The 13255-nt window shown below is 71.7% G+C and carries 10 protein-coding genes; 5 read left to right on the top strand and 5 right to left on the bottom strand.

Annotation, left to right across the window (positions count from 1 at the left end):
- Positions 1 to 151 precede the first annotated feature (151 nt).
- Both B9S61_RS09620 and B9S61_RS09615 read left to right on the top strand, forming a co-directional pair.
- Positions 152 to 1444, top strand: a complete 1293-nt coding sequence (locus B9S61_RS09620) for an ATP-binding protein (protein ID WP_103541890.1) — start codon at positions 152 to 154, stop codon at positions 1442 to 1444.
- Complete coding sequence (locus B9S61_RS09615) at positions 1441 to 2175, top strand: response regulator transcription factor (RefSeq protein WP_103541889.1); 735 nt, start codon at positions 1441 to 1443, stop codon at positions 2173 to 2175. The genes B9S61_RS09620 and B9S61_RS09615 overlap by 4 nt, the downstream gene beginning before the upstream one ends.
- A gap of 22 nt (positions 2176 to 2197) precedes the next feature.
- Here B9S61_RS09615 and B9S61_RS09610 read toward each other — a convergent pair whose 3' ends face one another.
- Positions 2198 to 3235, bottom strand: a complete 1038-nt coding sequence (locus B9S61_RS09610; RefSeq protein WP_103541888.1) for a C40 family peptidase — start codon at positions 3233 to 3235, stop codon at positions 2198 to 2200.
- Between the two features lie 357 nt (positions 3236 to 3592).
- Here B9S61_RS09610 and B9S61_RS09605 point away from each other — a divergent pair, with 357 nt between their 5' ends.
- Positions 3593 to 3946, top strand: a complete 354-nt coding sequence (locus B9S61_RS09605; protein WP_103541887.1) for a hypothetical protein — start codon at positions 3593 to 3595, stop codon at positions 3944 to 3946.
- 86 nt (positions 3947 to 4032) lie between these two features.
- Here B9S61_RS09605 and B9S61_RS09600 read toward each other — a convergent pair whose 3' ends face one another.
- Positions 4033 to 5217 (bottom strand): C40 family peptidase, encoded by a 1185-nt coding sequence (locus tag B9S61_RS09600; RefSeq protein ID WP_103541886.1) that lies wholly within the window; start codon positions 5215 to 5217, stop codon positions 4033 to 4035.
- 464 nt (positions 5218 to 5681) lie between these two features.
- Between B9S61_RS09600 and pcrA the strand changes: the two genes are divergently transcribed.
- Complete coding sequence (gene pcrA / locus B9S61_RS09595; RefSeq protein ID WP_103541885.1) at positions 5682 to 8189, top strand: DNA helicase PcrA; 2508 nt, start codon at positions 5682 to 5684, stop codon at positions 8187 to 8189.
- A gap of 123 nt (positions 8190 to 8312) precedes the next feature.
- Here the strand turns inward: pcrA and B9S61_RS09590 are convergent, their stop codons facing one another.
- Together B9S61_RS09590 and B9S61_RS09585 are read right to left on the bottom strand one after the other, a co-directional pair.
- Complete coding sequence (locus B9S61_RS09590; RefSeq protein WP_103541884.1) at positions 8313 to 9998, bottom strand: M23 family metallopeptidase; 1686 nt, start codon at positions 9996 to 9998, stop codon at positions 8313 to 8315.
- Between the two features lie 180 nt (positions 9999 to 10178).
- Complete coding sequence (locus B9S61_RS09585) at positions 10179 to 11054, bottom strand: triacylglycerol lipase (protein ID WP_103541883.1); 876 nt, start codon at positions 11052 to 11054, stop codon at positions 10179 to 10181.
- 395 nt (positions 11055 to 11449) lie between these two features.
- Between B9S61_RS09585 and B9S61_RS09580 the strand changes: the two genes are divergently transcribed.
- Entirely contained in the window at positions 11450 to 11866 is a 417-nt protein-coding gene (locus B9S61_RS09580) for a cobalamin B12-binding domain-containing protein (RefSeq protein WP_103541882.1), read from the top strand.
- 272 nt (positions 11867 to 12138) lie between these two features.
- On the opposite strand, the gene B9S61_RS09575 is transcribed toward B9S61_RS09580, so the two are convergent.
- Positions 12139 to 13255: DUF5691 domain-containing protein (locus B9S61_RS09575; protein ID WP_103541881.1), on the bottom strand; the 1117-nt coding region annotated here is incomplete at its 5' end.

Here is a 13255-nt window from a genome sequence, read left to right as displayed (position 1 = left end):
CGTGTCGGGAGTCGGAACAACCCTGGCCCGACCCTGATATCCGTCCCTGAGCGGGGCCCGGGGAGCGTTCGGGGGGCCGGAGCGGAGATCAGGGGAGTTTCCGGGACCGACCCTGATGCTCCCGCATTCCGGTCGTGTGACCATCGTTGGCATGTCGGAAGCCGCAGCAGCGCCACTCGCCGAGCCCCGGCCGCCGCGCAAGCTCTACCGCAGCAGTGACGGACGCTGGCTCGGTGGCGTGGCGCGGGGGCTCGCCGGACACCTCGGACTGCCCGTGATCTGGGTGCGTCTCGTCTTCGTCGGCCTGTTCATGGCCGACGGCCTCGGTGCCCTGCTGTATGCCGCGTTCTGGTTCTTCGTACCGCTCGGCGTGGGCGGGGTGGACGCGCAGCGGCCGCACGCACCGGTGACGACCGAGACCGCGCCGGACGGCCGGCGCAGACTCGTCACCCGCAGACCCGACAGGGGGCAGATCGTCGCCCTGCTCCTCATGGTCGTGGTGGCCATGGTCTTCGTGAGCAGCGTGAACCTGACCAACGGCGCCAAGGCGTATCTCTGGCCGACCGTCCTGGTCGGCGCGGGCGTCGCCCTGGTGTGGCGGCAGGCGGACAACGCGCGCAGGGCCCGCTGGATGGAGGTCGGCCGGCGCCGGCGCACGGTCACGCTGCTGCGGGCCGTGGCCGGAGTGCTGCTGGTGACGGCGGGAGCCTCCGGCATCTTCGTGCTGCGGGGCTCCGGCAGCCACCTCGGTTCGGTGCTCCAGGCGGCCCTCGCGGTCCTGGTGGGGATAACCCTCCTCGCCGGCCCCTACCTCGTGCGCATGACGCAGGACCTGTCCGAGGAGCGCCTGATGCGCATCCGCGCGCAGGAGCGCGCGGAAGTCGCCGCCCATGTCCACGACTCGGTGCTGCACACCCTCACCCTGATCCAGCGCAACGCGGACAACGCGGGCGAGGTGCGCCGCCTGGCCCGCGCCCAGGAGCGCGATCTGCGCGCCTGGCTCTACAAACCGGAGGGCAACGGCAAGGACGAGGACGAGGAGCCCGCCACCCTCGCCGAGGCGGTGAAGCGCAACGCCGCCGAGGTCGAGGACAAGCACGGCGTCCCCCTCGAGGTCGTCGTCGTCGGCGACTGCGCGCTCGACGAGAGGATCGCCGCACAGATGCAGGCCGCGAGGGAAGCAATGGTCAACGCCGCCAAGTACGGTGGCGAGGGAGGCGCGGTGCAGGTCTACGCCGAAGTCGAGGGGAAGACGGTCTTCGTCTCCGTCCGGGACCGCGGTCCGGGCTTCGACCTGGACTCGATACCCGCCGACCGCATGGGCGTCAGGGAGTCGATCATCGGCCGCATGGAGCGCAACGGCGGTACGGCGCGGCTGCGCGCGGTGCCCGACGGCGGCACGGAGGTCGAACTGGAGATGGAGAGGGCGGAGACAACGTCATGAGCGAGCCGACCGAGGCGAACGCAGCGGGGCACGGGACCGGGTCCGCGGGGCAGGCCGGGAGCACGGCCGGACGTCATGTGCGTGTCGTCCTCGTCGACGACCACCGCATGTTCCGTACCGGCGTCCAGGCCGAGATCGGACAGACCGCGCAGACCGGTGTCGAGGTGGTCGGGGAGGCCGCCGACGTCGATCAGGCGGTCACCGTCATCACCGCGACCCGGCCCGAGGTGGTCCTCCTCGACGTGCACCTGCCCGGTGGCGGCGGGGTCGAGGTGCTGCGCCGCTGTGCCCCGTTGATGGGTGACGCCGAGCAGCCGGTCCGGTTCCTCGCCCTGTCCGTCTCGGACGCGGCGGAGGACGTGATCGGCGTGATCCGGGGCGGCGCCCGCGGGTACGTCACCAAGACGATCACCGGCACCGATCTGGTCGACTCGGTCTTCCGGGTCCAGGAGGGGGACGCCGTCTTCTCCCCCCGCCTGGCCGGCTTCGTCCTGGACGCCTTCGCCTCGACCGACGCCCCGCCGGTCGACGAGGACCTCGACCGCCTCACCCAGCGCGAGCGGGAGGTGCTGCGGCTGATCGCGCGGGGTTACGCCTACAAGGAGATCGCCAAGCAGCTGTTCATCTCGGTGAAGACGGTCGAGTCCCATGTCTCGGCGGTCCTGCGCAAGCTCCAGCTCTCCAACCGCCACGAACTGACCCGCTGGGCGACGGCGCGGCGGCTGGTGTGAGCGCGCGCCCCGCGGGGGCCGCTCAGCTCACCCGCGCGGCCCCCGCGAACGGCATCTCGTCCAGGGGCGCCACCCGGACCGGGGCCGAGGGGTTCGGGGCGTGGATCATCCGGCCGTCGCCGATGTAGATGCCGACATGACTGATGCCGGAGTAGAAGAAGACCAGGTCGCCGGGGAGGAGAGCGGAGCGGGGGACGCGGCGGCCGGCGTTGATCTGGGCGTAGGTCGTGCGGGGGAGGGAGACACCGGCGGAGCGGTAGGCGGCCTGGACGAGGCCCGAGCAGTCGAAGGCGTCCGGCCCGGTCGCGCCCCAGACATAAGGGCTGCCGATCTTCTCGTAGGCGTAGGCGACGGCCTCCGCCGCGCGGGGGCCGGGGGCCGGAGAGGCGGTCACACTGTCTCGGGGGCCCGCCGGGGAGCGTGAGGCGTGGTCGGCGCCCGCGTCGCGCTGCTCGGGTGGCAGGCGGGACAGCAGCCGGCGGGCCGCGGTCAGCTTGCCGGTGATCGTCCTCTTGTGCCGCTTCATCTCGGCCCGGCGGGACGTCAGCGCCTCCACCTCGACGCGGGCCGCCCCGCGCAGCTGCTCGATCTCCCGGAGTTGTCCGCGTACGCGGCCCACCTCCGCCTTCTGGCGGCTGCCCACGCGTTCGGCGAGGGCGGTGCCGTCCAGATACCCGTCCGGGTTCTCGGACAGGAGGAGTCGCAGGGCGGGGTCGAGGCCGCCGCCCCGGTACTGCGCCGCCGCGACCGACCCCAGGGCGTCCCGCGCTTCGTCGAGCCGGCCCCTCCTGCGGGCCGTCTCGTCGTGCAGATCGTGCAGCCGCCGCTGGGCCGACTCCGCCTTCTCCTTCGCGCCGTTGTACTTCTCGGTGGCGGCCTCCGCCTCCCGGTAGAGCTCCGCGACGTCGGCCCTGATGCGCTCCGGTGTCGCCTGCGGTTCGGCGAGCGCCGGGCCGTCGAAGCCGGTCGCGGTGGCCGCTCCGGCGAGGGCGATGGCGGCGGCCGTGCGGGCCGTGTGGCCGCCCGCCGAGCGCTTCCGGGACCTGCGGTGCGCTGCCACCTGGCTGTCCGTCCTTTCCGGCGACCGCCCCGAACGGACTGCCGTTCGGGGTCCGGCGGCGGGAGGTACGGGGGAGCCGTCCGCCGCCGGACCTTCCGGCGGGGGTGTCCGGCTGCCGCCCCTGGCACGGGCGGCGATGGAGAGCCGGTCACCTGGTGGAGGACGCTAGGCCCCGCCGTGCGGCCCGGGTAACGGGTTGTGCGGAAGTGGCGCGAGCGGACCGAAGCGTGACCGTAAGTGAGCGGAATGTCGTTCCGGCTTCGCCTGCTTCACTCTGTGTGATGATCGATGCGGCGAAGTCCGGCGGGCCGAGGGTGCCGGAGTGCTAGGGGGAGCGTGTGGTTAGGCTCCGGCCTCATGGACACACTCATCCACGTCTTCGTCGGCCTGCACATCATCGGCATCGCGTCGCTGCTCGGCGGCTTTCTCACCCAGATGAAGGCCATGGGCGAGGGCACCGCCCGCTTCACCCCCGCGATGCTGCACGGCGCGCTGACGATGCTGGTCACCGGTATCGCCCTGGTCGGTCTCAACGAGGCGCAGGAGTACTCCGTCGACCACATCAAGATCGGCGTGAAGCTGGCCCTGCTGATCGTGATCCTCGGCCTGGTCTACTTGAAGCGCGACGACGAGAAGGTGGACAAGGGCCTGTTCGGTCTGGTCGGCCTGCTGACCGTGACGAACATCTTCATCGCGGTGCTGTGGACCTGAGCCGCCGCGGGGCGAGGGGTCCGAGGTGACCGCCCCGCCGGCCGGACGGGCTGCCCGCCGGCCGGACGGGCCGGGCCTTCGGGCGGTCAGGCGGGGCGTACGACGCTGTGGATCGAGGACTCGCCGTCGTAGAAGATCGACTCCTCGCGGACGTACGTGCCGGGCTTCGGGGCGTGGATCATCATGCCGTTGCCGATGTAGATGCCCACGTGGGTGATGTCGTCGTAGAAGAAGACCAGGTCACCGGGCTGGGCCTGGGACACGGAGACCGTCGTGCCCGCGTCGACCTGGTCGTAGGTGGTGCGCGGGATCGTCACGCCGGCGGCCTTCCAGGCGGCCTGGGTGAGGCCGGAGCAGTCGTAGGAGCCGGGGCCGGTGGCGCCCCAGACGTACGGCTTGCCGATCTGCGCGCGGGCGAAGGCCAGGGCCTTCTCGGCCTTGGTGGCGTACGACGAGTCGGATGACGGCGGGGTGGTCGAGCCGGAGGACCCGGACGATCCGGAGGTACCCGTGCTGCCGCTGTCCTGCTGCGCGGCGGCGGCCTCCTCCCGGTCCTTCTCCTGCTCCGCCTGCTGCCGCGCGAGCTCGGCGGCCTGGCGGGCGGCCTCTTCCTGCTTCCTCTCCTCGATCGCCGCGAGCCGCGCCTTCTCCTCGGCGGTCAGCTTCGACATCAGCTCACGGGCGTCGGTGAGCTTCTTCTGGACCGCGGCCTTGGCCGTCTTGAGGTCGTCCTGCGACTCGGTCAGCGTCTGGAGGCTCTCCGTGGCCTCCTCGCGCTTCTTCATCGTCTCGGACTGCCGGGCGACGTAGTCGTCGACCATCACCTTCTGGCGGCCGGTCATCCGGTCCATCAGCTGGCTCTGGTCGAAGATGTCCTGCGGTGTGTCCGCGAGCAGGAAGGTCGCGGTGTCGGGGACGCCCGCGCCGGTCCGGTACTGGGCGGCGGCGTAGGAACCCAGTTCCGCGCGCGCGTCGTTGAGCTTCTGGGCGCGCCTGGCCACGTCGTCGAGGAGGGTGTCGACGCGCTTGCGCTGCTTGGCCGTCTTCTCCTTGGCCGCGTTGTACTTCTCGGTCGCCGACTCGGCCTGGCGGTAGAGGTCGCCGACCTTCTTCTCGACCTCCTCCAGGCTCGGCTTGTCGTCGTCCGTGGGGACGGCGTTGGCTGTCTGGGAGAGCAGGGCGACGGAGGTGAGGGCGGCCGTGGCCAGGGCCGGGGTGCGTATGCCTGCGACGCGCGTGCCGGGGGCGGGCGACTTGCGGTGCGACGCCAAGGGAGGCGACTCCTTCCAAGAACTCCGCCTACCGGGTGAGCGGTGGGGGTCCCGCCCAGGCCGTTCAGGCACTGGGGGAGGGTTCGGGCGGGTGGTTCGGAAGGGTTGCCCTACGGCCGCTCCGTGAGGGAGTGGGCCGATTCACCCCGTGGTCTCGGTGGGTCCCCGGCTCCGGCTGTCGCGGCGGACAGTGACGGACTCGGCGGAGGCCGCGCGGTCCGGCGAGGTTCGCCGGCGGGGACGAGCGGCCTGCCCGCACGGTAGCCAACTGGTGTGGCGTCTGTGAAGGTTGATGGGTGATATGCCCGATACATTTTTGTGACCTGGCGTGGCGGGTCACTCAGGGTGAGGTGGCGGACGTGCAGGGTGCGCGTCGGCGCGGGGCGGCGGGAGCCGGGACGGGAACCGGGGATGTTCCGGGGCGGGCCCGGGTTGTCGGTGGGGCACCCTAGACTCGGAGAGCGATGAGCAGCCTCTTTGACGACAGCTTCCTGGCGGACCTCCAGGCCCGGCGGGGCCCCGCGGACGAACCCCCGCCACCACCCGAGGACGATCATGCTCCGGAGACCGTTCCGGACGATCTGTTCGGCGGGAAGTTCGACGTGCCGCCGGACCGTGACTCCTACTACCGCGACGGCGCCCCGCGCCCGGTGATCGACGCCGCCGCGCTGCTGGAGGGGTTGAACGAGAACCAGCGCGCCGCCGTCGTGCACTCCGGCTCCCCGCTGCTCATCGTGGCCGGCGCCGGTTCCGGCAAGACCCGTGTGCTCACCCACCGCATCGCCCATCTGCTGGGTGAGCGGCACGTCCACCCGGGCCAGATCCTCGCGATCACCTTCACCAACAAGGCCGCGGGCGAGATGAAGGAGCGCGTCGAGCAGCTCGTCGGCCCGCGCGCGGGCGCCATGTGGGTCATGACGTTCCACAGTGCGTGCGTGCGCATCCTGCGCCGCGAGAGCAAGAAGCTCGGCTTCACGTCGTCGTTCTCGATCTACGACGCCGCCGACTCCAAGCGACTGATGGCCCTGGTCTGCCGGGACCTGGACCTCGACCCCAAGCGCTTCCCGCCGAAGTCCTTCAGCGCCAAGATCAGCAACCTGAAGAACGAGCTGATCGACGAGGAGGACTTCGCGGCGCAGGCCAGCGGGGGCACCTCCCAGACGGAGTCTGGGGGAGGCTTCGAGAAGACCCTCGCGCAGGCGTACGCCCTCTACCAGTCGCGGCTGCGGGAAGCCAACGCCCTCGACTTCGACGACCTGATCATGACGACGGTCAGTCTGCTCCGCGCCTTCCCGGACGTCGCCGAGCACTACCGCCGCCGCTTCCGGCACGTCCTGGTCGACGAGTACCAGGACACCAACCACGCCCAGTACGCCCTGGTCAGGGAGCTCGTCGGCACCTCGGAGCACCCCGTCGACGTGCCGCCGGAGGCCGAGGTCCCGCCCGCGGAGCTGTGCGTGGTGGGCGACGCCGACCAGTCGATCTACGCCTTCCGCGGCGCGACCATCCGCAACATCCTCCAGTTCGAGGAGGACTACCCGGACGCGACCACGATCCTGCTGGAGCAGAACTACCGCTCCACGCAGACCATCCTGAGCGCGGCCAACGCGGTCATCGAGCGCAACGAGTCGCGCCGCCCCAAGAACCTGTGGACCAACGCCGGCTCGGGCGCGCGGATCACCGGCTACGTCGCCGACACCGAGCACGACGAGGCGCAGTTCGTCGCCGACGAGATAGACCGCCTCACGGACGCGGGCGAGGCCAGGGCGGGAGACGTCGCCGTCTTCTACCGGACCAACGCCCAGTCCCGTGTCTTCGAGGAGATCTTCATCCGCGTCGGCCTGCCCTACAAGGTCGTCGGCGGCGTCCGCTTCTACGAGCGCAAGGAGGTCCGGGACGTCCTGGCCTATCTGCGGGTGCTCGCCAACCCCGAGGACTCGGTGCCGCTGCGCCGCATCCTCAACGTGCCCAAGCGGGGCATCGGCGACCGCGCGGAGGCCATGATCGACGCCCTCTCCCAGCGCGAGAGGATCAGCTTCCCGCAGGCGCTGAAGCGCGTCGACGAGGCCTACGGCATGGCCGCCCGCTCGTCGAACGCCGTGAAGCGGTTCAACACGCTGATGGAGGACCTCCGCACCGTCGTGGAGTCCGGCGCGGGCCCGGCCACGGTCCTGGAGGCGATCCTCGAACGCACCGGATACCTCGCCGAGTTGCAGGCGTCCACCGACCCGCAGGACGAGACCCGGATCGAGAACCTCCAGGAACTCGCGGCCGTCGCCCTGGAGTTCGAACAGGAGCGCGGTGAGGGCGAGTCGGTCGCGCTGTCCGACTTCCTCGAGCAGGTCGCCCTGGTCGCCGACTCCGACCAGATCCCCGACGAGGACGACGACGGCTCCGGCGTCATCACCCTGATGACCCTGCACACCGCCAAGGGCCTGGAGTTCCCGGTCGTCTTCCTCACCGGCATGGAGGACGGCGTCTTCCCGCACATGCGGGCCCTCGGCCAGGCCAAGGAACTGGAGGAGGAGCGGCGGCTGGCGTACGTCGGCATCACGCGGGCGCGCGAGCGGCTGTACCTCACCCGGTCGACGCTGCGCAGCGCCTGGGGCCAGCCGTCCTACAACCCGCCCTCGCGTTTCCTGGAGGAGATCCCGGCCGCCCACCTGGAGTGGAAGCGGACGGGGGCGGTCGCGCCCGTGTCGTCCGGTCCGGCGTCGGGGGTGGCGGCCTCGCTGTCGTCGTCCCGTTCGCGCTCGTCGGCGTCCGGTGCCTCCGGATTCGCCACCCGGCGGACCACGGAGAAGCCGGTGGTGTCGGTCGCGGTCGGGGACCGGGTCACGCACGACCAGTTCGGCCTCGGCACCGTGGTGGCGGTGAAGGGCACGGGGGCCAACGCGGAGGCGTCGATCGACTTCGGGGACACCAGGCCCAAGCGTCTGCTGCTGCGGTACGCCCCGGTGGAGAAGCTCTAGCCGAGCGTCCGGGCGGGACACGGAGCCCGCGAGTCCGTCATGTCATGGGCTTGCGGGCCGCTCGGGGCCGGCCGCGCGGTTCGACGCCGAGTCCGTTCCTCGCGTGCGGCGCCCCGTGGCGCCCTACGCCGGTTCGAGGCCGTGGCTGCGCAGCCAGGCGAGCGGGTCGATCGCCGAGCCGCCGCCGGGGCGCACCTCGAAGTGCAGGTGCGGGCCGGTGGAGTTGCCCGAGTTGCCGGAGAACGCGATCTGGTCGCCGGCCTTCACGGTCGCACCGGAGGGCAGCTGGTAGCTGGAGAGGTGGCAGTACCACGTCTCCGTGCCGTCCATCGCCGTCACGATCATCATGTTGCCGTACGCGGAGTTGTACTCCGTACGCACCGTTCCGTCCGTCGCCGCCAGCACCGGGGTGCCGTACGCGACGGGGAAGTCGATACCGGTGTGGACGGACATCCAGTTGATGCCGGACTGGCCGTAGTAGGCGCTGAGGCCGTGCTGCGCGACCGGGAGGGAGAACTTCGGGCGCAGCCGCTCCTTGCGGGCGGCCTCCTCGGCGGCCGCCTTGCGCTCGGCCTCCTGCTGCGCCTTGAGGTCGATGCGCTCCTGGGTGCGGCTGGCCCGGTCGGCGAAGTCGTCCGCGCCCGCGGCGAGGCTCTCCAGCTGGGTGTCCAGCTTGATGTTGGCGGCGGACGGTTCGACCGGCTGGGCGTCGGCCGCGGTCGTCGTCGTCTCCTGGCCGGCGGCCTCGGTCAGATCCCCGACCGAGGCCGCCGCGATCCCGGCGACGCCCATCACGCACGCCGAGGGCACGGCCACGGTCAGCAGCGCGGAGCGCTTGGCGGGCGTACGGCGCCGGGAGCGGGACCCGGAGCGTGGGGCAGCGCGCGGCGCCGGAACGGGGAGGGCCTCCTCCTGCTCGTCGAGCAGGGAGACGGCGGGCAGTTCACCGGTGTCGGCCGGTTCCCCGTCGGCCGGTTCGCCGTGGCCCGGCTCGTCGTCGGTGGCCTCGGCCGTGGTCGTGTGCTGTGCGTATGTGTCCTGGGCGTAGGACTCGTGCTCGTATGTGTTCTGGCCATAGGGGTCCTGGTCGTAGGACTCGGCCTGTGGCGCGTAGGTCTCGGACGTGGGGGCCTGGGAGGCCGCGTCGCCGCCGTCGGAGTTCCACTGCGTGGCGTCGTACACGCCGCTGTCGAAGGTCTGTGTTCCCCAGCCCCACTGCTGGGTTCCGTCGGCGGGCGTCTCGGCCGGGTCCGCCGGGAGCCAGGTACCGGCGTCCCACTGGCCGCTCGTCTCGGGCGAGCCGGCCTGCGGCGGGATCACCGTCATCGGCTGGGCTTCGGTGGTCCAGGCGGTCGTGTCGTAGCCGCCGGTGTCGTACGCGGTGGTCTGCTGGGCCGCGTACGCGTCGTAGTGCCCGGTGTCCTGGCCGCCCGGGGCCCACTGGCCGGAGTCGTACGCGCCCGTGTCGTGGCCGCTGCCCGGGAGGTCACCGAAGAGGGGGTCCGCGGCGAAGTTCCCGGCGGTGTGGCCGCCGGTGCCGTAGTGCGTGGCGGCGAAACCGGTGGCGTCATAGCCTCCGTAGATGGTGAAATCGCCGTACCGGGCTTCCTGGGAGCCGTACGACGCGTAGGGCGCCGCTTCGGCATCGGAAGCCGGAGCCGGGGCCATGGTCCCCGACGGGTGACGGTCGTTCACCAACTTCTCTTTCGCCTCGACAACAGGGGCTGCCAGAGCAGTGCGGCGACTGTACCCGGCGGTATGCGGGCACGACAATCTTCCCGAGGTTTCACGCGCGCAGGAAACGGGCATTCGGTCGTGTTTTGGCGGAGGGTGTGCGCGGTCTTGGCAATTTGTTCGAAGCTTGTTCGAGGAAATGGATGACTCTACGGCCGTAAGTCGGCCGTGCCGGACCGTTGTTGTTCGGATGGGGGCACCCGTGGCGCGCTTGTCACGGGGAACGGGTGCCGGGCGTGTCGCGCCCTGCCACCCTCACGCCACGGTCAGGCCGCTCGTACGACCGGTGGACGGCTCTCCCGCGTGTGCCGCGTCCAGTGCCTGCCGGATGCCGGTCGCCACCGCCGGGTGCACGGGCAGGGCGAGATGGCCGACACCGGTCACCCGGACGTTCACCGCTGTCAGGTCCGGGTGCTCCACGCACGCCGCCTCCAGCGGATCCATGATGTGGTCGAGGTCGCTCCAGAAGGCGACGAAGTGCGTACGGCAGCCGGGCGCCGGCCTGCCGAGCTCCTCGAGTACCGGTGAGCCGGGGCGCATCTGGCGCACGATGGGGTGCGCGTTGGCCAGGGGGGCGATGCGCGTTCCGGAGTGCGGGGTGCCGAGCGTGACGAGCGTCCGCACCCGGGTGTCACCGCCCAGTCGCTGAACGTAGTACCGCGCGATCAGTCCGCCGAGACTGTGGCCGACCACGTCCACCTGACGGCTGCCCGTGCGCTCGCACACCTGCTCGATGTGTCGGCCGAACAGTTCTGCCGCGATGCGGATGTCGCAGGTCAGCGGTGAGTAGTTGAGCGACTCGATCTGCTGCCTGCCGTGCTGGGACAGGCTGCGGCGCAGCAGGACGAACACCGACCGGTTGTCGATGAAGCCGTGCAGCAGGACGACCGGGGGCTTGGCCTCCCTGGGCAGCTGCGCGGTGCCCGTGCCCCCCGGGGTGGGCAGCGCGGAACGGTCCGGGCCCCGCCGCTCCTGGACGATCCCCGCCGGATAGAGGAGAACGTGGCCCGCCAGGATCGCCAGCTCCAGGGCGGTCGCCTTCAGCAGGGTCAGGGAGAGATCCGTCAGCCGGGCGGGCAGAAGACGCCGGCAGAGCGGCAGGAAGGGAAGAGCTGCCTCGGTGACCTTCATGGCCGACCTCCTGTCGGCACACGGAAGGACGGCCTCGTCCCCCGTGTGCCCTCATGGGATGCCGCTGCCGGAGCGGTCGACGGTGCGCGCGTGCGATGCGTGGAGGGGGCGCGCTGGTACGGCGACGTCGGTGCGAATCCCTTATGCGCATGTTCCCACTGTTGCCCGTGAGTCGCACGGGCACGCGGTGTGCGGGCCTCGCAGCCCGGGAACGCTGCGCGGTGAACGTGTCCCACCGTGTGATTTCCCCCTCCCTGTGCACCGTGAAACGGCCGGTTGCGGGATGCTGGAGATAGCGTTCGTTCACTTCTCCGGCCGGTTCGGGCCGGAGTGTCCGTGCGATGTGTGCGGTACTGGTCGATACGGATGGATGTAGTCGCTTCATGGAGGCAGTGATGGGTGTGGCAGCCGGTCCGATCCGCGTGGTGGTGGCCAAGCCGGGGCTCGACGGCCACGATCGCGGGGCCAAGGTGATCGCGCGTGCGCTGCGCGACGCCGGTATGGAGGTGATCTACACCGGGCTTCACCAGACCCCGGAGCAGATCGTCGACACCGCGATCCAGGAGGACGCCGACGCGATCGGTCTGTCCATCCTCTCCGGCGCGCACAACACGCTGTTCGCGGCGGTCATCAAGCTGCTGAGGGAGCGGGACGCGGCGGACATCCTGGTGTTCGGCGGGGGCATCATCCCCGAGGCGGACATCGCTCCGCTGAAGGAGAAGGGTGTCGCGAAGATCTTCACCCCGGGCGCGACGACCGCGTCCATCGTGGACTGGGTGCGGGCCAACGCCCGTCAGCCCGCCGAGGCGTAGAACGCCGTCCTGATGACGCCCCGGGCGTGGTGGCGGGGGACCGCCGGCCGCGGCCCGGGTCCCGCCACCACGGGGTGGGCACCGGGCGGGAGGTGTCCGCGCGGCCCGGCGCTCGCGGCGCGCCTCTCCCGCCTTCGGTTCCGCCCGAGCCGGGAGACCCCCGCCGCCCGTCCGTCCCGACCCGGCGTTCGCCCCTCCGTGAGAGGTGCGACTGCCCGCGGACGGTGCCGTGTGACGGTGTGTGAGAGGCGGGTGCGGCCCGACGGGGCGGGTCAGGGAGTGGGCGGGGTCAGTTCCGCGAGCATGGCGGCGCGTAGCCGCAGTGTGGTGACCAGCCGCTGGAAGGCCTCCGACCAGTAGCCCCCGGCGCCCGGTGACGCGTTCTCCGGCTCGTCCGGTACCGCGAGGAGCGCGTCGAGCCGGCCGGCCTCGGACGGGTCCAGGCAGCGTTCGGCCAGACCCATGACTCCGCTGAAACTCCATGGATAACTCCCTGCGTCACGCGCGATGTTGAGCGCGTCGACCACCGCCCGCCCGACGGGCGCCGCCCAGGGCACGGCACACACCCCGAGCAGCTGAAACGCCTCGGACAGGCCGTGCTTCTCGATGAACCCGGCCACCCACTCCGCCCGTTCGGCGCCGTTCAGCATGCCGAGCAGCTTGGCGCGTTCGGCCAAGGACACCGCCCCCGGTCCGCCCGCCTCCGGTGCGGAGGGCTCCCCGAGCAGTGCCCGGGACCAGGCCGCGTCCCGCTGCCGGACCGCCGCCCGGCACCAGGCGGCGTGCAGCTCGCTCTGCCAGCCGTCCGCCACCGGCAGAGCGACGACCTTCCGGGGCGTACGCCCGCCGAGCCGCCGCGACCAGCTGCCGAGGGGCGCCGACTCCACCAACTGGCCGAACCACCACGACCGTTCCCCCCGGCCCGCCGGGGCCTTGGCGACCACGCCGTCGCGCTCCATGCCCGCGTCGCACTCGTGCGGCGCCTCGACGGTGATCGCCGGTACGTCCCGCGTACGGTCCACGGCCACGCACGCGCCGGCTCGGACCGCCATCCGTTCCGCCAGGGCCGAGCCGGGCAGCGCCGACAGCAACTCGGCCGCCGTCGCCCGTACGTTGCGGCTGCGGTCGGCCAGGGCCTGCTCCAGGAAGGGCTCGTCGTCCGGACCGATTCCGGAACGCAGGGAGTCGAGGAACATCAGCCGGTCCTCGGCCCGCTCCGCCGCCCAGGTCGCCGCGAGGAGTTCCCGCGCGGCGGCCGGTTCCCGGGCGCGCAGCGCGCCGAGGAGGGCGACCCGCTCGGCGAAGAGGCCCTCCTGCCACAGCCGCCGTATCCCGTCCATGTCCCGCGGTGAGGGGACGGGCGCGCCGCCGCCCGGAGTGGACCGCAGG

This window comes from Streptomyces sp. SM1 (assembly GCF_002910825.1).
Lineage (GTDB): Bacteria > Actinomycetota > Actinomycetes > Streptomycetales > Streptomycetaceae > Streptomyces > Streptomyces okerensis.
The sequence above is the reverse complement of the archived record's forward strand: the minus strand, read 5'-3'. Positions and strand labels throughout refer to the sequence as shown.

Excerpts from the sequence above, each read along its gene's own strand:
- B9S61_RS09620 (WP_103541890.1), top strand. The coding sequence starts at position 152 with ATGTCGGAAGCCGCAGCAGCGCCACTCGCCGAGCCCCGGCCGCCGCGC.
- B9S61_RS09615 (WP_103541889.1), top strand. The coding sequence starts at position 1,441 with ATGAGCGAGCCGACCGAGGCGAACGCAGCGGGGCACGGGACCGGGTCC.
- B9S61_RS09605 (WP_103541887.1), top strand. The coding sequence starts at position 3,593 with ATGGACACACTCATCCACGTCTTCGTCGGCCTGCACATCATCGGCATC.
- pcrA (WP_103541885.1), top strand. The coding sequence starts at position 5,682 with ATGAGCAGCCTCTTTGACGACAGCTTCCTGGCGGACCTCCAGGCCCGG.
- B9S61_RS09590 (WP_103541884.1), bottom strand. The coding sequence starts at position 9,998 with ATGCCCGTTTCCTGCGCGCGTGAAACCTCGGGAAGATTGTCGTGCCCG.
- B9S61_RS09585 (WP_103541883.1), bottom strand. The coding sequence starts at position 11,054 with ATGAAGGTCACCGAGGCAGCTCTTCCCTTCCTGCCGCTCTGCCGGCGT.
- B9S61_RS09580 (WP_103541882.1), top strand. The coding sequence starts at position 11,450 with ATGGGTGTGGCAGCCGGTCCGATCCGCGTGGTGGTGGCCAAGCCGGGG.